Here is a 21,612-nt window from a genome sequence, read left to right as displayed (position 1 = left end):
TGATACATGACACGGGATAAAAAAGCCGTTAGACTACCCGTAACTTTTTAACCACCACTCACAATAGTGCTATTTAAGGCGCTGCAATCAAAAAGGAATATCTCATGGTAGACATGCCACCAGTAGTAGAACTTGAAACCAATATGGGTGCGATCGTTATCGAACTCAACGAAGAAAAAGCACCGAAAACCGTAGAAAACTTTTTAAACTACGTAAAATCTGGTCAGTATGACGGTACAATTTTCCATCGCATCATTGATGGTTTCATGATTCAAGGCGGCGGAATGGACGCTGAGATGAATGAAAAACCAACCAATGCGCCTATCGAAAACGAAGCGGACAATGGTCTAAAAAATGACAAAGGTACTATCGCAATGGCGCGTACCCAAGATCCGCATTCAGCGACTAGCCAGTTCTTCATCAACGTAAAAGACAACGACTTCCTAAACCACTCTGGCAAAAACATGCAAGGTTGGGGTTACACCGTATTTGGTAAAGTAACAAGCGGTATGGACGTTATCGAGAAAATGCGCAGCGTACCAACGGGTCGTTTCGGTATGCATGCTGATGTGCCAAAAGAGCCAGTTGTTATCAACTCAGCAACCATCATTACTCAGTAATAGTCATTCAATAGCTGCTAGTCAGTAATAGTTACTTAGCGATAGCTGTGAATGAGCGAGCATTTTCTAGTAGAGTTTATTAAATCATGCTCGCCATACGATAAGTCACAAGGACCAAGATAAATGCAAAGTTTTGATCACTTAATCACGACCCGCCCTCATCAAGTGCGGCAAGTATTGATTAGCGATTTGCATTTATCGCCTCAGGAGCCTGCCTTAGTGCAGGCTTTTTTGGCGCTATTAGATGACTGTCTCGCCCTGCCAGCGCTCAAACGCCTCTTTATATTGGGTGATTGGTTTGAGGTGTGGCTAGGTGATGATACGTATCTGTCCCTATCGAAAGAGAAGGAGTCAGGAGATGAGCAGAAAAAACATTGGCTAACTCCGCTCATAGCTAAACTCAAGCAGCTACGTATCAATGGCTGTGAGATATTGGTCATGCACGGTAATCGTGACTTCTTGTTGGGTCAGCCGTTTTGTAATCTGTTCGGCGGTGAGCTAATCAACGAGCCATATACTTTGTCTATTGGTCAGCAGAATTACCGCTTAGAACACGGTGACGCACTCTGTACTGATGATAAAAAATATCAGTTCTTTCGCAAAATTATGCGTAACCGTTTAACTCAGTGGTATCTGCTCAATAAGTCATTAGAAAAACGCTTGGCAATTGCAGACAACATGCGTAAAAGAAGCCAACAGAATAATGCGAACAAAGCTGCGCATATCATGGACGTGAATGATAAAGCCGTACGTCAAGCCATTACTAGTAGCGATGCATTGTTGCACGGACATACCCATCGTCCAGACATTCATCAGGCGACTGATGATAAAAAGCGCTACGTGCTTGGCGACTGGCGATTGTTAGATAAAGACACTCGCCAGCCGAAAGTCAGTGCTGTGATTGGCGCAGTAACAGATGACCAGCGTTCAAATGACGGTTTTAGTAGTAACGATTTAAGCAGTAATGATGCTGAGTTTGGATTGTTTGAGTTTACAATGCTTGTTTGACTTGATCGTTGAATCTAGCTTAAAAATAAAAAGGGTCTGTTGAAATATCAACAGACCCTTTTGTTTTTTTACTACAATTCTTTTACTACACTTTTAAATAGCTTATCTCTTGCTAGCTATTTAAGGTATTAACTTAAAGAAATGTTGACGATAGTGCTTTAGCTCACGGATAGAGTCACGAATATCGTCTAAGGCTAAATGACTGCCACCTTTTTCGAAATTCTTTAAGATATCAGGACGCCAGCGGAAACAAAGCTCTTTAATTGACGACACATCAAGATTACGATAATGGAAGAATCGCTCAAGCTCTGGCATTTGGCGCGCCATAAATCGACGATCTTGGCAAATAGAGTTACCACACATTGGCGACTTACCACTATCAACCCACTTGTTTAGGAACTTGATAGTCTCAGCTTCGGCTTCTGCCAATGTCACCGTACTACGACGTACACGATCGACCAACCCTGATTGACCATGCTGCTTGGTATTCCAGTCATCCATTTTGTTTAAGACTTGATCCGATACCTTGATCGCAAATACAGGCCCTTCAGCAAGTACATTCAAATCTTCGTCAGTAACGACAGTAGCAATCTCGATAATCTCATCATTTAAGGTATCAAGTCCGGTCATTTCTAAATCAATCCACACCAGCCCTTTTTTGCCTTGATTTTTGATTTTAATCTTATTGGGATGGTCACCGGTAGTCATACAATATCCTATGGTCATTAAATTTTGGGACAGTTTTAAACATAATTTGAAAAACGTATTGCGGTTGAATACTCATATTCAGGCAGCATTGTAATGCACTGATTGATTCAAAAAATCTAGCAAGCAGCCAAAATATTACAAAACCACTGTCTGCCGCAGACGCTTTAGGCTGTATGTTAGCAAATTTTCACGCTACACTTAGCAATATTTTTATAATAGGTCAAAAACCCATGGCATTAATCCGGCAACGCAAACTGACTAAACAACAGATTCGTCGCATCGACAAGCAGCAACTGTCTAATCAAGATAGTATTGATGACAGTTTGATGGATGGCGTGGTCATGGCGCATTACGGTAAGCAACTAGAAGTACAAGTCACTAGCCTGCCTGCTGTTATACCTGAGCAGCCAGAGATTGCCCCTGATGATCCTGAGCCGTTTTGGCAAACGCTTGAGTTAAATGATATCTGGCGCTGTCATGTACGTACCAATCTACCGATGCTCGCTGCTGGTGATCAAGTACGTTGGAATGCCGACTCTAATACTGGCTTTGGTCGTATCGAAGCGGTCAAACCGCGTACATCGCTGGTTTCTCGTCCTGACCGCTATCATAAGCTCAAACCTGTTGCCGCCAACGTCGATATTTTGGCGATTGTTTTTGCGCCACTGCCTGCCGCCGCACCAACGCTGATCGATCGCTATCTCGTGGTATGCCATCATGCAGGTGTCAAACCATTATTAGTACTCAACAAAGCCGACTTATTGGCAGAAGAGAACGGCGTGGACACCAATGAGTTATTGGCACAGTATGCCGCGCTTGGCTATGAAAGTGTTCTAACTTCGGTCGATTGTCCTGAAAATATCGCTGATAGCGATGAGCAAGAAGGCCTTGATGAGCTAAAACGCTATATAGATAAAAAGCTGGTGATCTTCGCGGGTCAATCTGGCGTCGGCAAAAGCAGTCTAATTAATGCCCTATTGCCTGAGTCTGGTCAGAGTGTCAATATCATCTCGCAAAATTCTAAGCTCGGTCAGCACACCACGACAACTAGCCGACTATTGCCATTCAATCCAGAAGATCTCACTCAAGGCGGTATCGTCGATACACCAGGGATTCGTGAATATGGCATTTGGCACCTCACCCCTGATGATATTATTTCGGGCTTCGTTGAGCTAGCACCATTGGCCGGCGGTTGCCAATTCCGTGACTGTCGCCATACTCACAACAGCAAAGGCTGCGCACTATGGCAAGCAGTAGCTGATGGTGAAGTATTGCAGCGCCGTGTTGAAAACCTCGTCACGCTACGAGAAGAGGCAGATACGAAGCCTTATTAGTATTTGGCTTGTTACTGTCCGTCTTAATTAAAAACGGTCTTGTGAGTAGATATTTTTATTAGGCTAAGAATATCCATAGATAGGTGCAATAACCGCTCAATTACTGCCCATGTCATCGCCCGTTTACTATAGATGACCTTATCGGTATAATAGCGCCTTGTTCACTATCATTGGGCTGTCTTCTCAGCTCAATAGAACACTTATTTTTTTGGAGGTATGGTTTGGATCGTGCGCTGGAATTTGTGGGCAACCACCCGTTTTTATTTGGTATATTAGCCGTACTTGCTATACTGTTTTTTACGATTGAAAACAAACGTAGCGGTAGAAAAATATCGCCTAACACGCTTGGCATGATGGTCAACTCTCAAAACGCGCAGCTTATCGATATTCGCGCTAAGAAGAAGTTTGAATCAGGCTATATTCAAGGCAGCCGCAACATACCGTTCACTGACCTCAAAGACCGCTTAGAAGAGATTCGCGCGATTGAGCAGCCAGTGATTATCATTTGCGACATGGGCGTCCAAGCAGGCGCTGCGATTCAGATGATTGGTAAAGATAGTGTCTATCGCTTAGAGGGCGGTATTGGCGGTTGGCAAGGCGCTGGCATGCCATTGGTTGGTGTAAAAGACGCCAAAGCAAAGGCTAAAGGTAAAACAAAACCAAGTCTAAGCAAGTAATAGACCTGTATGGGCGCTTAAGTGAAGCGTTTATACACATCGCTTAGCTGATGTTTATGCGACCTGACTAACGTTATCAGCGCTACCAACGCTATAAAGAAGACACCTTTTTATCAGGTGTCTTTTTTTGTGGTTTATTTTTCATGTTTTACAGCACTAAAATACGTTTTGAGCCAAAACGGCTTGAATTTGTTATGCCCATCCCCACTTTAGTAATGAGCATCACCGAATGCATTTTTGCTTTACTCATTGATAACAGACTATACCAACTTTGAGACTATGTTAATTTATCATGCTCTTTATAATATGTTTGTTATCCCATAAATTTATAAATAAGGATTTACCATGACTGTATCTGTGAAAGTTTACACTACCCCTATCTGCCCATACTGCTCAAACGCCAAACAACTACTAAAAACCAAAGGCGTTGATTATGAAGAAATCGGCATGCACGATATGAGCAGCGAAGAGCGCCAAGCGTTGATGAAAAAAACCAATAACTACCGCACTGTGCCGCAAATCTTCGTTGGCGAAACTTTTGTCGGTGGTTTTGATGAGCTTAACCAAATGAACCAGCAAGGCAAACTTGACGAGCTATTGGCTGGTTAATCTGCTACCTTTCTTTACTGTCTGTCTTTATTTATGTAAAGATAGACAGTGTCAGATTTTAATAGAGCAGTAAGAAGTAATAATAAAAAATATCGAGACAATACCAAAAAATAGTCTCGATTTATATTACAATGAACGTTTATTAAAATAACGATTTGCCCAATCATTTGATTTAATTTTAGAGGATTTACCATGGCTGAAGAACAAGCACAACCACAATTGGCACTAGAACGCATCTATGTAAAAGACATGTCTCTTGAAGTCCCAGGCGCTAGCGTATTCACCAAAGAGTGGAACCCAGAGCTTGATATCAATTTGTCTAGCAACGCTGAAAAACTAGATGACGATCATTATCAAATCATCCTAACTGTGAGCGTTACTGCCAAAAATGCGGAAGAAGCCGCATTTATCGCTGAAGTGCATCAAGCAGGTATCTTCTTATTAAAAGACATTCCAGAAGATCAAATCGGTCAAATCCTAGGCGCATACTGCCCTAACGTGTTGTTCCCATATGCTCGTGAAGTCATCAGTGACATCGTGACGCGTGGTAGCTTCCCACAATTGCTACTAGCACCTGTGAACTTTGATCAAGCGTATGCACAGAGTCAGCAGCAAGCACAAGTTGATGCTCAAGGTAACGCATAAGCATTAATTAGAATATATGAGCTCTACCAGTCGTATATTTGATAAAGGGCCGTTTACTTATAATGAGTAAGCGGTTTTTTTGTGTGTGTTCTCATAAGGCATAAAAAAACCCTGCTATTAAACAGGGTCTTCAACGACTACATCGACTGGCTAAATCAATTAGCTAATATCGATAGTTAGCCTTTTAGTGCAGACAAAATTTGCTGCTTAACGTCATCGATACCTTGCGTACCATCAAACTTGTCATAGTTAGGCGCATCACCACCTTCTTTAGCTTTGTCTTGGTAAAAACCAACCAATGCTGATGTTTGCTCATGATAAGTAGATAGACGGTCACGAATAGTCGCTTCTTGGTCATCTTCACGCTGGATGAGCGCTTCACCAGTGACGTCATCGATGCCTTCAACCTTTGGTGGATTGTGATCGACATGATAAACACGACCTGAACCTGGATGCTGACGACGGCCAGACAAACGGCTCACGATTTCGTCATCAGGTACGCTGATTTCGATAACATGGTCGATAGCAACATCAGCGTCTGCAAGTGCTTGCGCTTGAGGAATAGTGCGCGGGAAACCATCTAGGATACAACCATTCACGCAATCAGGCTTAGCGATACGCTCTTTCACTAGGTTGATAATGAGGTCATCAGAAACCAAACCACCAGCATTCATGATATCTTTGGCTTTTTTGCCAAGCTCGCTACCTTCTTTAATTGCTGCACGTAGCATGTCGCCAGTTGAGATCTGTGGAATATCATATTCTTTAGAAATAAACTGGGCTTGGGTACCTTTACCGGCGCCTGGTGGTCCTAGTAAAATAATACGCATCATTACACGACTCTCCTTAATAGATAGGATTTTGGGATTAATAAAACTTTGGGATTAATTGTTTGCAAAGCTACCTTACCTTGTGGCCCTGCAAAGCTCAAGTATTTTCATTATTGATGTGATAAGTTGGCATGACTTATCTGTTCATACATGGTCAATTCAAGATAAAAAGCAGCAGTATTGACTGCGTTTGGAGTGCCCATTTATATATCTGGGTTACCTTTATATCTCTTTTAATCAAGTCAATCATAACACTGCTGCTCGCGTCCATACTGAGCAACAGCGTCTATATAATAAATACCATTAGCGTCCAGTATTTATATTACTACTATGGCTATGGAACTTGCTGATTGATTTCCACGTTGACCTGATTTTGTTCTGCGCTGATAACCACTGGATTACCCGAGAGGTCGCCTGACTCTGCGGTAGCATTGCCACTATGACTGATACGAGCGATGACCGCTAGCTGTACTTTATCAGAACGAGCCGATCCTAGGGTACGCTCTGGCATCATAGCATCAAGATCACTTAGGCTAATAACCGCTTCGCCTTGTTTGATATTGCTAATCGGTAGACGCTTAGCCGCAAATGGTGGACCACCTTTCACGTCACGTATCGCTACAAACAGTGTATCGTCAGCTTTTACCAATGGTAACAGACTAGCATTTATTTTGACTGTCACTTCGACGCCTTCAGAGGCTTGCTGCTGCTGCATCACCACATTAGCGCTAAGCTCATCTAGACTTGATAGCGCTTGCGTATGATCGCCTGGTTTGGCCGCAATACTGTCACGCAGACGTTTAATCCAGCCTTGCGCTTGATCGAAGTTACTAGCACGTGCTTCACCCATCGCCATAAGCATCTGTGCGCCCTCATGCTCTGGATTTGTGGCCAGTATGTTTTCTAACACTCGGCGGCTATTGGCATCTAACTGACCTTTATTAGCAAAGAAACTAATCTGCGCATAAGTGGTCGCAATTTCTTCGTTATCAGGTGATAGACGATAAGCGCGTGACAAGGCCTCTAATGCCGAATCAGTCGCCTCTAATGACAAGAACAGCTCTGATAGGCGCATCCAGCGATTGTAGTCACTGGCATGACGATAGACGTTAGTCTGCATAGCACTAATCAGCTGATTACCATCTTCAATAGCCCAAGCAGGTGGCTGATCGATTCTACCTGTCAGTAAGTCATCCGCCACTTGACCGACTTTGTCCTCAGCAGCCCACAGCTCAAAGACAGGTGTGCGATCGCCGACCATCAGATATGCCATGGCAGTCAATACAGGTACCCAAACCATAATAATCAATCGGCTTTTGATACCTGGCGTGACCATCGGTGACACTTCACGCTGAGCATCCAAAAGCTGACGTTCAAGCTCAAGCTTCTGGTTTTGATAGTGATGGTCATCAATGATACCACTGTCTTTATCTGTTTTCAGCTCTGCTAATCGCTCACGAAACACAGCAACGTTGATATCCAGCAGTTGATTGTCCACAGGCTTACTATGCGAACGCGGTGCTTTTAACCACGGCTTAATGGTGATAATGCCCAATAGTAGAGCGACAAGTAAACTTAGCGCAATAAATAAGCCAACAGTAGAAAATATGGTCATTTTTTGCCCCCAAGGCTTATAGTGTCGTCTTTGTCATCGTTATTGGCTCGTGACAATAAGCGATCAAGTTCTGCTTTTTCAGCGGCAGACAACGCTTTAACTTGGTTGTCTACTGCTACACCACTCTCGCCGCTGGCGACAAGCTGACGGCGTTTACTTTGCCAAAACCAACCGACCAATAAAACGATCAATAATAATGGTGGGAAAAACCATAAAATCCATGTTGAAGGACGTACTGGCGGCTTATAGCTGATAAAGTCGCCATAGCGCTCTTGCATATAGGCTCGAATCTCGCCATCACTACGACCATCTTTTATCAAATCATAGGTTTTTTGCTTTAAGTCTTGCGCAATTGGCGCATCAGACCCTGCCAAGTTTTGGTTTTGACATTTCGGGCAGCGTAGCTCTTCGATAAGACCGCGATACTGGGCTTCTTGTTGCACAGAATCAAAATCGTAGACATCAATGGCAGCAAAGCTTGCCATGCTGAATAGACAAGCGATAAACAAGCTTGCTAACTTTACGGTCGCCTTTCTTATTTGGTAGGCTATCATTTGCACGCCTCCGCAACTTGGCTCGGATCTGGACTGACCCCGTTATTACTAGCGTCATTGAGTACCATCAAGCAAGGTGTAATACGACTTTGCCAATTGCTCTCATTGATCTCACCGATGATATGCTGACGAATAATCCCATCACCATCGACGATAAAAGTCTCAGGCGCACCAGTCAGACCTAAGTCAAGAGCGAACTGCCCTGACAAGTCCTGAATAGACATAGAGAACGGGTCACCACCGCGATTCAGATACCCTAACGCATCCCCAATATCATCTTTGTAGTTTACGCCTACTAAGTTAACGCCGCGCTCTTCTAGCTTCATCAAAAAAGGATGCTCAATGATACAAGTTGGACACCAAGAGCCCCAAATATTCATGAGAAATGGCTTATCTGGCAAGTTGTCATTGGTCATGATACGGCTGGTATCTGATAATAATGGCAACTCAAAGGCAGGTACTGGACGCTCAAGCGCTGTATTGGTCACGATATCCGTCGGTTTGCCCAAACGCATATAGAGCATAGCAACCAAACCAATAAAGATAACCAGCGGAATCAAAAACCCAATTTTAAGTTTTTTCTTAGTTTTTACTTTATTGCTGCTCGCAACTTTAGGGTCGTTGACAGCCTCTTGCTGAGCTTTTTTATCAGGTTCATTGTTTGAGGTAGTCATATTAACGCTCCCCTATTTTTGTAGCTGACGTATCCAAATCTGCAACCGTCGCGAAGCCTGATTTTTTGGCCGCGATTTGCGCAGGTGTTTTGGTTTTTTTGATACGGTAACGATTGTCTAGCATGCTGAGCAATGCGCCAAACGCCATGATAAGTGCACCCAACCATATCCAGCGGATAAGCGGTTTGACATAAATACGGAAAGCCCATTCATTGCTATCTTCAGCAATTGGCTCACCAAGTGCTACGTAGACATCGCGCATCAAATTGGCATCAATCGCAGCCTCCGTCATTGGCATCATACTGATGATATAGTTACGCTTTTCAGGATATAACGTGGTCACTTCTTGACCGTCTTTACTGACTGTTACTTCTGCTTGGGTGGCGTCAAAGTTACTGCCTTTTACTTCACTAAAGCCTTTGACCGTAAAGTCATAGCCTTGAACATTGACACTGTCATTAGGCCCTAATGCCACATCGCGCTCAATGCTCAACGTAGTGGTAAATGCCACACCGATGACCGCAATGATAACGCCAATATGAGCGGTTTGCTGCCCCCAATAACTCAGACGCAACTGACGTAAGCCGTTTAAGCGACTTGGTGCATTTTTGGTCTTGTCTTTGAAATCGACAACCATCCATAACAACACCCAAAAGCTAACCGCCAATGTGACACCAATATTTAGCATCGCTGATGGACTGGTAAAATAGGTGATGATGGCAGCTAATACCAAACTACTCACCGCGATAACCATGCCAGCACCCAATAACGGGCGACTGTCTTGTTTCCAGCGGATATTAGAACCCATGCCCATCGCCACCAGTAGCAGCCATGTCAACGGCACAAACAGGGCGTTGAAGTATGGAGGGCCAACAGATACCTGACCTAAGTTAAAGGCATCAGCAATAATAGGATATAGCGTACCAAGTAGTACCACTAAGGTTGAAATGAGAATAATAACGTTGTTAATTACCAAAAATGATTCACGTGAGATAAGTCGATACTGACTCTCAACCGTCAAACGCCAACCACGTACCGCAAACATCAACAGACCACCACCGACGATAATACCGAGGATGACTAGAATCACTAGACCACGCGTTGGATCAGCGGCAAACGAATGCACTGAGGTGATGACACCTGAACGTACTAAGAAAGTACCAAGCAAACTGAGCGCAAAAGCAAAGATTGCGAGCATGATTGTCCATGCTTTAAATACACCGCGTTTTTCGGTGACAGCAAGTGAATGCAGTAGCGCTGTTCCTGCCAACCATGGCATTAATGAGGCGTTCTCTACTGGATCCCAGAACCACCAACCGCCCCAGCCAAGCTCATAATAAGCCCACCAAGAACCAAGCGCGATACCGACTGTTAAGAAACCCCAAGCCGCCAACGCCCATGGACGCGACCAACGTGTCCATACCGCATCCAAGCGCCCTTCCCACAGTGCTGCCATACAAAACGCAAATGGCACAACCATACCCACGTAACCCATATAAAGCATTGGTGGGTGAATAATTAGACCAAAATCTTGCAATACAGGGTTTAGATCCGCACCATCAACAGGCAGATTGGGTAATGTGCGATCAAATGGCGATGAGGTAAAGATAAGCATCGCTAGCATCATCATCTGCACGCCTGCCAATATCACCAGCACTCGCGCACGCATAGACAACGGCAACCCACGACTGAAGTAAGAGACCAGCGCACACCAAGTGGCCATGATGGTCATCCAAAGCAGCAGTGAGCCTTCATGCCCGCCCCATGTCGCCGACAGCTTGTAGTACCAAGGCAGCAATGTATTGGAATGCTGAGTGACATAGACGAGACTAAAGTCGTTGTAATAAAAGCCTGCCATCAGCGCAGCAAATGAGGTAATCATTGCCGCAAATTGTGCCCATGCCAGACTTGGCGCCAAACGCTGCCAAGCGACGTGGTCACGCATGACGCCAATGGTTGGTAGTACCACCTGCAAAATCGCCAATATAAAAGCGGCCAGCAAGGCAAAATAACCCAATTCTGTGATTAACATACGGTCTAACCTTGTTTACCTTGGATACAATTAAGGGTTCACCGATGGCATTGCTAGCCACTGGCAAACGCTAATAGTCCTTTATGCGGTCATAGTTTACGGTTAAAAACTGAGGTTTCAATTGCTGTAGAAGCACATAAAACCCGCTACTATCATTGTGACGTATCAATATGAATGATTGATACAAAATGCTTATCTGTTGTTAATTTTACATTTTTTAGTTATTCAAAGCTTATTCAAAGCTTATTCAATATAGCCGTTCATGACTAATTAAAAATACTTATTGATGCATTATTGCATCGAGGGGAAAAATACTAACACTAAATGCAACCAACCTGCTAGAAAACCAGTCAAACCGCCCAAAACAATCAACGTCATCTCATCCTCGCGGAAAGCGGGACGCAATAGGTTCTGAAACTCATTTGGCGTGAGCGCACGTATTCTATCGCGAAACAGACCAAATATCTTACTGGCTCGGCTTTCATTTAGCTCAGGATCTCGCAGTGGTACCATCGTTGCGACAATAGATTTATCGATAATGGTATTTTTGAGTTGGCCATAATCGCGGCGTCCCAACCCCACACGTAGAGTCGTGCTAATCACTGGTGACTCTAGTACCGTATATAGATGCGATTTCATCAAATCACGGGTTTGTGCTGAGCGATCACCATACATCATCTCATTCATGATGTTTTCTAGAGTGACCAAATCCTTTACCACAATTTCAGCAAAAACCTCAGAAACTTCCTCTTGGCGCTTCATAAAGCCGCCTTGCAAACGATACTTTGCGATATGCGGTATGACAGGTTTGATAAATGGAAAGCGACTCTGCACCGTAAACAGCTTCAAATAAGGTATGAAGTGCGGCTCTACTGGATTAAACACCATCCAAATGGCAATCCAATTGGTGAGAAAACCCCAAATCGCGGCAAAGAACGGTACGGTCCAATGCTGCGGCACCACCAAAAATATAAACATCTGGATAATACCAAATACCAGACCAATCAAAGCACTAATGTGCCAGATAAAGTCTATCTCTTTTTGCCCCACTTTTAGAAACATATTGACCATCAGGCGACGATCATTTTCCATGGTGTTGACAATCATTTTGCGCATATCGACCAAGTCTTCGACATGATAAGTCAAATCTGTCACAAGCGACTGCATAATACTAGGTAGCTCTTTATGAGCTTGCGCATAGACACGGCGCTTTAGGGCGTAAGGCAGATTGCCCCACAATGCTGGCGAGTGATCCAGCATTATCTCATCAATCAATGGCTCAAGGTTTTTGTCCACCGTATCAGTGACAAATATCGCCATTTGCTCAGGTTCCATCGCCTTAAAAAACTCATCAAGCGAACCGAGTTTTGAGAGCGTCTGGTCAACGATAACCCCTGATATCTTGCCCGCTTTGCGCGGAACAATACCTTGCCAACCGATACCTGGCAACCCAAAAAATGGGAAGTTAGGAATACGAATACCCCAGAACTTAACCGGATAAAACAGCATCTTGAGCGCCATCCACACATGTACCCAAGTGACGAATGCCGTCACTGGTGGAATGGTCAGCATGGCAAAGAACTCTGGATGTTCAGCTATCGTCTGCCATAATGAATTTACGTCCATGACTTATCTAGTCCCTGACAGGTTGATTGTCGTTGCTAATATTGTCGCTACTGATAACGAAACTTTAGCAAAATGAGAACGTTTCAAAAGACGCTCCGCCCATAATAACTACTATAAAATAAATCGCCTGATTTTAGCATACTTGCCATTTATTAGCACATATAGACCAGCGGCAAGTTGTGACTAAAGATGACATGGTTCATATCGTCTGTTAACCAATAAAAACCTAAATATAAGCCAGTTCCTGGTCAGTAGACAATCAAGACAAAATATATGACTGAGTACTGCGCCTGCTCATTTGTTCTGTTATAATTTGTAGTGCAATAACAAAGACTACCTGCGTATAAATGACTGCATGACGATTTCACACCATACCCTTCTATGTGATTGAAACCATTTGCATTATCTTTTAGACTCACCGCACTTTGGTTAACCAACCTGCCCTCTTATTTTTCTTTTATTGACTCACTGACCGTTTGGGCTCTGATCTTCTATGAATAAACCGATAACTCCCAATACCGAACAGGTCAACAGCACCTTTACCAATCGTATTATCATCTTTGGGATTATAATATTGATTGGTTTGGGCGGTTTGATAACACGTTATGGGTATTTGCAAGTCTACGCTCATGATCAGTACACAACGCAAGCCGATAACAACCGTATCAAACTGATATCTGCGCCGCCTAGTCGTGGGTATATTTATGATCGTAACGGAGTAATACTGGCAGACAACCAGCCTGTATTTACAGCGATGCTCAGTCCTGATGAGGTGGAAAACCCTGAGCGTACATTGCATCTGCTCGCACCTATTTTTGATTTAACTGATACAGATATCACTGATATCTTGGCGCGTCTAAGTAAAAATAAAAACGACCCTGTAACGATCAAGATCGACTTAACAGAAGCACAGTTGGCTCAGTTTAGTGAGCGCAAGCCGTTCTTCCGCGGGGTCTCTATCCAAAGCAAGCTTACGCGCTCTTATCCTTATGATGAGCTGTTTGCTCATGTCATCGGCTATGTTGGGCGTATCAATGACAAAGAGTCAAAGCGTATCGATAAAGACCGTTACGCTGGTACTGACTTGATTGGTAAAATCGGTATTGAAGACTACTACGAAGATATTTTGCTTGGTCAACCGGGTTATCAATCGGTAGAGACAGACGCACATGGGAATATCTTACGTCAACTGGATACCAAGCCGCCAATAGCGGGTAACGATATTACGTTGAGCTTGGATTATGGTTTGCAAACCATCGCCCAACAGCAACTCGATGGACGCCGCGGTGCAATCGTCGCGATAGATCCCAAAAACGGTGATGTATTGGCATTTGTTAGTAATCCAAGCTACGACCCTAACCCTTTCATATCGGGTATTTCTTTCAAAGACTACGACGATCTACGCGAAGATTTAGATCAGCCACTGTATAACCGTGCCCTCCAAGGCACCTACCCACCTGGCTCTACTATCAAGCCATTCGAGGGTTTGGGCGGGATTCATTATGGTCTACGCGATTGGAACAGCACTATCTATGACCCTGGTTATTTTAGCTTACCTGGTGACACGCATCGATTCCGTGACTGGAAACGTGGCGGTCATGGCACAGTAGACCTCAAAAAATCCATCGCGATGTCGGTCGATACTTATTATTATAAGTTGGCTTATGAGATGGGCATTCAACGTCTGCACGACTGGATGGTACGCTTTGGTTTTGGTGAAGATACTGGTATTGATTTACCTAATGAAAAACCAGGTATCATGCCGTCACCAAAATGGAAAAAAGACACTTATGATAAAGATTGGCTACCGGGCGAAACCATCTCTGTCAGTATTGGACAAGGGTATTTCTTGGCGACGCCGCTACAGATTGCCAACGCTACAGCCATGACAGCCAGTAAAGGTCAGCATATCACCCCGCACTTATTAAAGAGCAGTGACGGCGCCGCAGACGTCAAAATCATCACTAAGCCAGATGGTAAAATTGACTATAACGGTAAGCCGTCCGACTGGTTGCGTATGCATGATGCGATGGAAAGCGTGGTAGAAAATGGTACAGGACGCGGTATCTATACCCCGCGCTATCGTATCGCTGGTAAAACAGGTACTGCACAGGTGAAATCTATCGCGCAGGGCAAACGATATGACAAGTCAGCGATTGATAAGCGCCACTGGGATCATGCTTGGTTTAATGGTTTTGCCCCAGTAGAAGACCCGCAGATTGCACTTGCGGTATTGGTTGAAAATGGCGGTGGTGGTAGTGCTGTTGCAGCGCCTATTGGCCGTGCTCTATTTGACTACTGGGTATTACAACGTAAGACAGATCCTGTGCTGCCACCTTCTGCTGATGAGCTAAAAGTTATTAAACGCCAAAAGGCTTTTGAAAAAGCGATGCGTGATGCCATTCGTGATAAAGAAGCAAAAGCATTAGAAGAGAAAGAAGCCGCGGAAGCTGAAGCGACAGCAGCGACGTCTGAGTAACTAGACGTTTAAGTAGTTAATAGTATAAAAAGTAAAACCTAGCAAAGAATTGGTAAGCGAGACACAATAATGAAAAAAGCCTCAAATGGACGCGCACCAAAGAACAACCGTAAGGCGAAAAGTGCGGCAGCGGGTGATGTGCGCATTATCGGTGGTCAGTTTAAGCGCCGTATTGTAAGTTTCATCGATGCAGATGGCCTACGCCCGACCCCAGATCGCTTGCGGGAGACTTTATTTAACTGGCTACTCGCTGACATTCATGATGCTCATGTACTTGATAGCTGCGCTGGCAGTGGTGTACTGGGGTTTGAAGCGCTATCTCGCGGTGCTGCTCACACGACATTTATCGAAATCAATCCAGCACAAAGCAACATGCTACGTCAGAGTGCTGAGCAATTACGCCTTGAGTCTACTGCTTACCAAATTATCACTGGCACTGCTGAACAAGTATTGCGTCAAGAGCAGCTAATTACGCTTCCCTTTGACATTGTATTTATCGATCCGCCTTATGCTCAGGATTTGTGGCAGCCTATTTTGACGGCGCTTATTACCAATGCATTAATCAATACTGAAACACTAATTTATTTAGAAGCTGATAAAGATTTGTCAGCACAGCTTAAGCAATTGGAAGCGTCGCTAAATGAGAATTTGGACTCTCAATCAAGCGCCACTCAGCAACCAATCGCTTTTGAATGCTTGAAACAAACCAAAGTCGGACAAGTTGTTGCTGGACTTTATCGTCTATCATCGTCATAATTGTCGGGTTAATGAAAGCCGTTAACGTATTTTACAAATGTTTAGAACCGCTAAAAACTGGCCGACGCTGCAGTTTAATGTATATAAGGCGAAAATAAACCCCAATGCAGCTTGCAAGCGTAGGCGCTACTGCTTATAATGTGCAGTCTGTTTTTTGAGAGCCCCGTTCCCAGCTAAACTCTCAACGAATTCTAATTTTAAGGTTTTATCATGAAAACACTTAGTGCAAAACCAGCTGAAGTGACCCATGACTGGTATGTCGTAGATGCTGACGGCAAAACCCTTGGTCGCTTAGCCACTCAAATCGCAACTCGCTTACGTGGCAAGCACAAGCCTTCTTTTACTCCGCACGTTGATACTGGTGACTTTATTGTTGTCATCAATGCTGACAAAATCACGGTAACGGGTAAAAAAGCACAAGACAAAAAGTACTATCGTCACAGTGGCTACCCAGGTGGTATTAAAGAAACCAACTTCAATAAGTTGCTTGCACATAAGCCTGAAGATGTTCTACACAAAGCAGTTAAGGGTATGCTTCCAAAGGGCCCTCTTGGCTATGCGATGATCAAGAAGCTGAAACTTTATGCGGGTACTGATCATCCACATACTGCACAGCAACCTAAAGAACTAGACATCTAAGGATATACTTATGGAACGCAATTACGGAACTGGTCGCCGCAAGACGTCTACTGCTCGTGTATTTTTATCAAAAGGTACTGGTAGTATCGTTGTTAACGGTAAGCCACTTGACGAATACTTCAGCCGTGAAACTTCACGCATGGTTGTACGTCAGCCATTAGAACTACTAGACTCTGTTAACGCATATGACTTATATGTAACTGTTGCAGGCGGTGGTATTAGTGGTCAAGCTGGCGCAATCCGCCACGGCATCACACGTGCATTAATCGAAGCTGACGAAACTTTGAAGCCTGCCCTAAAAGCAGCTGGTTTTGTTACTCGTGATTCACGTCAAGTTGAACGTAAGAAACTGGGTCTACGTAAAGCACGTAAACGTCCACAGTTCTCAAAACGTTAATCAAAACTATCTCTTATATTTTTGCTGCTGTTGTCTTTTTCTCAGAGCTTCAGTAGCAAAATTAAATAAGAGTCTGGTTTTGCAAAACCTTATAAGCTGGTCACAGCTTATAAGGTTTTTTTATGCCTACTGATAGCGTGTTGATTATCTGATTGTCTTCATCAAACCAGCTTTGTTTTACGGCAATAACTAACATGAGTGCCTTGTTTCAACGCTGCAAAGTAGAGCGTCTGTAGAAATTCTAACTTGCAAAGCATTAAACGCTACCCCATCATATTAGTAACTTTTTATTATTTGCCATGATGCCTCAAACCGTGCCGCAGAAGGATATTATGAAAGCGCCAGAACAATTCGACCCTAGCAAACCATCTGCCAATAGCAGCGTGCCGCCTAGCATGAAACAGTCGGCTAAGTCGCCTGCTATACCTGCTGGCACACCGACGATTACCCAAAATCATAAGCGTACAGCGCAAGCAGATAACAAGCCATTTCAGTGGCAGTTTTTATCACCAAAGAATTGGGGCATTTGGTTATTATTCTTAATAATGCTACCGATGATATATCTGCCGTTACGCTGGCAGTTTTGGCTAGGTCGTAAGCTCGGTATATTGATTTATAAAGCTGCTGGCTCACGTAGACGCGATACGTTAATCAATCTGAAGCTGGCATTTCCAGAAAAGCCCGAAGCTGAACGTGAACTAATGGCCAAGCAAGTATTTGTCAATCAAGGCATTGGTGTGTTTGAAACGTTATGCGCTTGGTTCAGGCCAAATATATTTACTAGAACTGTTTCCATTTCAGGGCTACAGCATATTGTTAATGCGCAAAATGAGCAGCGACCAGTTATCCTGCTCGGTGCTCATTATACGATGCTAGATTTGGGTGGTCTCTTATGTGCGCAGTTTTTCCCTGTAGATTGTATGTATCGTACGCAAAACAATCCTTTATTAGACTGGTTTATTTATAATGGTCGTACCAATATATTTGGTAAGCAAATCTCTAGTCGTGATATGCGAAGCTTAGTTACCTCTATCAAAGCAGGACACGTCATTTGGTACTCTCCTGACCAAGACTATGGCCTTAAGCAAGGGGTCATGGCACCATTTTTCGGTGTGCCCGCCGCGACTATCACTGCATCGCGTCGCATGGCAAAACTGGGTAGCAAAGCAAAGCCACCAGCTGTCATGGCATTGCATACTTATCGGCAAACGCCTGACAACTTGCCGCGTGGTAAACGTCCCCATTATCATTTAACAATTACGCCAGAATTAGACAACTATCCAAGTAAAGATGAAGTCGCTGATGCCACTCGGGTCAATGAAGTTTTAGAAGGGCTCATTCGTATTGATCCTACGCAGTGGATGTGGTTCCATCGTCGTTTTAAACATGGGCCAAACGGTCGTACTGATATCTATAAGTAAGCCTTTATTCCCAAAAATACTGGTGAAGTTTGCTATACTTTGCGGCTAATATTTTGCATTTTAGCTATGCACTGATAATAATTTGATAAACAAAATAACGGATTTTCCATGAGCAATAAAAGTACTCCTGACAATCAAAATTCTGATACTTCAACCGAAGCTAAGCGTATTCTGACTGGTATCAAACCAACTGGTATTCCGCACTTGGGTAACTATGTTGGTGCGATTCGTCCAGCGATTGAGTCTATTCAAAACAGTGATCATGAAGCGTTTTTCTTTTTAGCAGACTACCATGGCATCATCGGCTGCTATGACCCTGCTATCATTCATGAATCGACTAGAGCCATTGCCGCTACGTGGATTGCTTGTGGTCTAGACCCAGAGCGTGTGACATTCTACCGTCAGTCAGACGTACCTGAAATTCCAGAGCTTGCTTGGATTTTGAACTGCTCATGTGCCAAAGGTTTGATGAACCGCGCCCATGCCTATAAAGCAGCCGTTGATATCAATACAGAGAAAGCCGATGTCGATCCTGATCAAGGTGTCACCATGGGTCTGTTTGGTTATCCAGTGCTAATGGCGGCTGATATTTTGATGTTTAATGCAACCCATGTACCTGTTGGTCGTGACCAAGTGCAGCATATCGAGATGGCGCGTGATATCGCAGGTACTTTTAATCATCGTTATAAATCGCTTTTTACGTTACCGTCCGCAGTCGTCGATAACGATATACCGCTGCTTACTGGGCTTGATGGCCGCAAAATGAGTAAGAGCTATAGCAATACGATTCCCCTCTTCGGTGAGCCAAATCCACAAGTCAGTCCTGAAAAACAAATGCATAAAGCCATCATGAAGATCGTGACTAACTCACAGTTACCTGATGAGCCAAAAGATCCAGATGATTCAGCTATCTTTGAGATTTATAAAGCATTTGCGACCGCTGAAGAGATTGCTGATATGCGTGCGCGTTATGCCGCTGGTATTGGCTGGGGTGACGCTAAGCAAGCTCTATTTGATAAGATTAATGATGAAGTCGCGCCATTCCGTGCACGTTACGAAGAGCTAATGGCCAATCCAAAAGAGCTAGAAGAAATCTTGCAGATGGGTGCAGATAAAGCCCGTCGTCATAGTCGTAAGCAACTAGACAAAGCTCGCCGTGCTATCGGTATCCGTCCTCTTGCTAAGCTTAAATAACCGTTGCTGGAATAGTCGTTTCACTGACGCAATTTATTATCAAAGCGGGTGCTAAACGTGCAAACTGAACCAAACACCAAGCAGGCGGCTTTGTCTAAAGCCGCCTTATCTGCCATGGCTGCTTCAACCTCCGAGCTTACAGACAATCAGAGCGAGCATGATGAATCAGTCAACCATGATATGTCGCTGCGTATCTATCAAACGCCTGTGCAGCATTTGCCAGAAGACCTGTATGTACCACCGCAAGCCTTTGCTATTTGGTTAGAACAATTTGCTGGCCCATTGGATTTTCTATTGTATTTGGTCAAAAAAAACAACGTCGATTTGACCCAAATGCCTATTCTGCCCATCACTGAGCAATATTTAGCTTATATCGGTGAATTGGATACCGAGCACTTTGAATTAGCGGGTGATTATCTGCTAATGGCATCAACGCTTATCGCTATCAAAACCGAACTGCTATTGCCTGCTCCTGATACCCCAACTGATGAGCGTGACCCAAAAGCAGAGCTAATCGAGCGCCTCGAAGAATACGCGCAAATCAAAGTGGTCAGTCAGCGCTTAGACAATCTAGTACGTCTAGAGCGTGATGTGTTTTTGGCAATGGTTAGTATGCCTGGTCAAGACGTTATGAATGCAGAACTGCCAAGCTACTCACCTAACTTGCTGATTGATAGCTTATTTAAAATGCAGTTACAGCCTGACTATCAAATGCATACGATCAAAGTTGATGCAGTACCCCTTGCCGATCGTATTGCCAGTATTAGCAGACAATTAAGTACAGATGGGGCGCGCTCCTTTTATGAGCTACTGGATAAGGCACAAGGTAAAATAGGCGTGGTCGTGAGTTTTGTCGCCGTACTTGAGCTTATAAAGCGGCAGTTAGTTGGTGTTGTCCATACTGAGGTAGATAGCGATATCGTCAACTCTGCTCTCAATGACGAACCGTCTGATATGGATAGTGAGCCTACCGCACTTACGTTACAGTGGCTTGCCTAGCAGGCTCTAAGACTGTCTCCTAGCCCATTCTCTATCAAAATCACAATATTGAAATAAGAGCATACTTTAGATGGTAGATATTGAAGACCCAAAGCAACATGACGAGACCCAAGAACCAATAACTATGACTACATCTCCACCAGCTGACGCGCAGCATGATTCTTTGGAAGAGATGAGTAAACGTATCGAAGTGCTGCTGCATGCCTCAGAGGCACCGCTGACCGCTCACGCATTAAAAAAACATTTGTCATTATCTACTAAAGAATTAAAGCAAACCTTAGAAGTGCTGCAACAACGCCTAGATATAGGTGTGCTTAAGCTACATGAGACCGCCAGCGGTTATCGCTTACAGATATCTGATGACTATAGCAGTTTAATCCAGCGTACTTTCCCGCAGCGTCAAGAACGCCTGAGCCAAGCTTTACTTGAAACCCTAAGTGTCATTGCATACAAGCAACCTGTGACACGCAGTGATATCGAGCATGTACGCGGAGTAACATTATCGAGTAATATACTGCGCCAGTTATTTGATAAAGGATGGATTGTAGAGAAAGGCTTTAAAGATACTTTAGGTCGTCCTGCGTTTCTTCATACTACTGCGCAGTTTTTAGATGCGTTTGGATTAAGCCATCTAGATGAATTACCACCTATGCCAGATATGGAAACCATACGATCCATGTCTTAAATTTTCTGCTGAACAAACTATAGTTACTCACATAAAAAAGGACAGACCGCATAGGATCTGTCCTTTTTATTAGGTTGCTGATTTTGAACTGATATCAAAACCTAGCAATA

At 43.9% G+C, this 21,612-nt stretch carries 21 protein-coding genes; 14 read left to right on the top strand and 7 right to left on the bottom strand.

The genetic code is table 11. The annotated features are described in order from the left end of the window. Positions 1-104 precede the first annotated feature (104 nt). A complete protein-coding gene (locus tag QL886_RS02735; RefSeq protein ID WP_057760980.1) occupies positions 105-620 on the top strand; it encodes a peptidylprolyl isomerase in 516 nt (171 codons plus the stop codon). Positions 621-743: 123 nt separating this feature from the next. Then, the gene (locus QL886_RS02730; RefSeq protein ID WP_290177568.1) at positions 744-1,628 is read left to right on the top strand and encodes a UDP-2,3-diacylglucosamine diphosphatase; all 885 of its coding nucleotides are present in this window, start codon (positions 744-746) and stop codon (positions 1,626-1,628) included. 120 nt (positions 1,629-1,748) lie between these two features. Here QL886_RS02730 and orn read toward each other — a convergent pair whose 3' ends face one another. Next, complete coding sequence (orn, locus tag QL886_RS02725; protein ID WP_057760984.1) at positions 1,749-2,336, bottom strand: oligoribonuclease; 588 nt, start codon at positions 2,334-2,336, stop codon at positions 1,749-1,751. 230 nt (positions 2,337-2,566) lie between these two features. Here orn and rsgA point away from each other — a divergent pair, with 230 nt between their 5' ends. The 4 genes from rsgA (at position 2,567) to secB (ending at position 5,601) form a co-directional block, all read left to right on the top strand. After that, positions 2,567-3,670, top strand: a complete 1,104-nt coding sequence (rsgA, locus tag QL886_RS02720; RefSeq protein WP_290177567.1) for a ribosome small subunit-dependent GTPase A — start codon at positions 2,567-2,569, stop codon at positions 3,668-3,670. 221 nt (positions 3,671-3,891) lie between these two features. Next, positions 3,892-4,347, top strand: a complete 456-nt coding sequence (locus QL886_RS02715) for a rhodanese-like domain-containing protein (protein WP_057760987.1) — start codon at positions 3,892-3,894, stop codon at positions 4,345-4,347. Between the two features lie 345 nt (positions 4,348-4,692). Beyond that, on the top strand, positions 4,693-4,956 hold the full coding sequence (grxC, locus tag QL886_RS02710; protein WP_021813631.1) for a glutaredoxin 3: 264 nt from the start codon (positions 4,693-4,695) through the stop codon (positions 4,954-4,956). A 192-nt stretch (positions 4,957-5,148) separates the two neighbouring features. Next, positions 5,149-5,601 (top strand): protein-export chaperone SecB, encoded by a 453-nt coding sequence (gene secB / locus QL886_RS02705; RefSeq protein WP_057760989.1) that lies wholly within the window; start codon positions 5,149-5,151, stop codon positions 5,599-5,601. 176 nt (positions 5,602-5,777) lie between these two features. Here the strand turns inward: secB and adk are convergent, their stop codons facing one another. From adk to QL886_RS02675, 6 genes are all read right to left on the bottom strand, one after another. Further along, positions 5,778-6,431, bottom strand: coding sequence for an adenylate kinase (gene adk / locus QL886_RS02700; protein WP_179798483.1), 654 nt, complete (start codon positions 6,429-6,431; stop codon positions 5,778-5,780). A 334-nt stretch (positions 6,432-6,765) separates the two neighbouring features. Continuing rightward, entirely contained in the window at positions 6,766-8,046 is a 1,281-nt protein-coding gene (gene ccmI / locus QL886_RS02695) for a c-type cytochrome biogenesis protein CcmI (RefSeq protein WP_290177566.1), read from the bottom strand. Then, a complete protein-coding gene (locus tag QL886_RS02690) occupies positions 8,043-8,600 on the bottom strand; it encodes a cytochrome c-type biogenesis protein (RefSeq protein WP_290177565.1) in 558 nt (185 codons plus the stop codon). Before QL886_RS02690 ends, ccmI begins: the two co-directional genes overlap by 4 nt. Continuing rightward, positions 8,597-9,274 (bottom strand): DsbE family thiol:disulfide interchange protein, encoded by a 678-nt coding sequence (locus QL886_RS02685; protein ID WP_290177564.1) that lies wholly within the window; start codon positions 9,272-9,274, stop codon positions 8,597-8,599. The genes QL886_RS02690 and QL886_RS02685 overlap by 4 nt, the downstream gene beginning before the upstream one ends. A 1-nt stretch (position 9,275) precedes the next feature. Further along, the gene (locus QL886_RS02680) at positions 9,276-11,306 is read right to left on the bottom strand and encodes a heme lyase CcmF/NrfE family subunit (RefSeq protein WP_179798394.1); all 2,031 of its coding nucleotides are present in this window, start codon (positions 11,304-11,306) and stop codon (positions 9,276-9,278) included. Positions 11,307-11,597: 291 nt separating this feature from the next. Beyond that, the gene (locus tag QL886_RS02675; RefSeq protein ID WP_101206367.1) at positions 11,598-12,932 is read right to left on the bottom strand and encodes a hypothetical protein; all 1,335 of its coding nucleotides are present in this window, start codon (positions 12,930-12,932) and stop codon (positions 11,598-11,600) included. Between the two features lie 493 nt (positions 12,933-13,425). Between QL886_RS02675 and mrdA the strand changes: the two genes are divergently transcribed. The 8 genes from mrdA to scpB all read left to right on the top strand — a co-directional run bounded on the left by mrdA (position 13,426) and on the right by scpB (position 21,502). Continuing rightward, positions 13,426-15,411 carry a penicillin-binding protein 2 gene (gene mrdA, locus QL886_RS02670; protein WP_290177563.1) on the top strand — a complete coding sequence of 662 codons (1,986 nt, stop codon included), beginning with the start codon at positions 13,426-13,428 and terminating at the stop codon, positions 15,409-15,411. Positions 15,412-15,480: 69 nt separating this feature from the next. Beyond that, positions 15,481-16,167 (top strand): 16S rRNA (guanine(966)-N(2))-methyltransferase RsmD, encoded by a 687-nt coding sequence (gene rsmD, locus QL886_RS02665; protein ID WP_290177562.1) that lies wholly within the window; start codon positions 15,481-15,483, stop codon positions 16,165-16,167. 210 nt (positions 16,168-16,377) lie between these two features. Continuing rightward, on the top strand, positions 16,378-16,806 hold the full coding sequence (gene rplM / locus QL886_RS02660) for a 50S ribosomal protein L13 (RefSeq protein WP_057761004.1): 429 nt from the start codon (positions 16,378-16,380) through the stop codon (positions 16,804-16,806). Positions 16,807-16,816: 10 nt separating this feature from the next. Then, complete coding sequence (gene rpsI / locus QL886_RS02655) at positions 16,817-17,203, top strand: 30S ribosomal protein S9 (protein WP_101206364.1); 387 nt, start codon at positions 16,817-16,819, stop codon at positions 17,201-17,203. A 332-nt stretch (positions 17,204-17,535) separates the two neighbouring features. Beyond that, complete coding sequence (locus QL886_RS02650) at positions 17,536-18,624, top strand: lipid A biosynthesis acyltransferase (protein WP_238051213.1); 1,089 nt, start codon at positions 17,536-17,538, stop codon at positions 18,622-18,624. 108 nt (positions 18,625-18,732) lie between these two features. Further along, positions 18,733-19,818: a tryptophan--tRNA ligase gene (locus QL886_RS02645; RefSeq protein WP_290177561.1), complete on the top strand. Its 1,086-nt coding sequence runs from the start codon at positions 18,733-18,735 to the stop codon at positions 19,816-19,818. Between the two features lie 180 nt (positions 19,819-19,998). After that, entirely contained in the window at positions 19,999-20,817 is an 819-nt protein-coding gene (locus QL886_RS02640; protein WP_179798484.1) for a segregation/condensation protein A, read from the top strand. Positions 20,818-20,941: 124 nt separating this feature from the next. Then, positions 20,942-21,502 (top strand): SMC-Scp complex subunit ScpB, encoded by a 561-nt coding sequence (gene scpB, locus QL886_RS02635; protein ID WP_290177560.1) that lies wholly within the window; start codon positions 20,942-20,944, stop codon positions 21,500-21,502. Positions 21,503-21,612 lie beyond the last annotated feature (110 nt).

The sequence above is a fragment of the Psychrobacter sp. APC 3281 genome, assembly GCF_030407815.1.
Lineage (GTDB): Bacteria > Pseudomonadota > Gammaproteobacteria > Pseudomonadales > Moraxellaceae > Psychrobacter.
The sequence above is the reverse complement of the archived record's forward strand: the minus strand, read 5'-3'. Positions and strand labels throughout refer to the sequence as shown.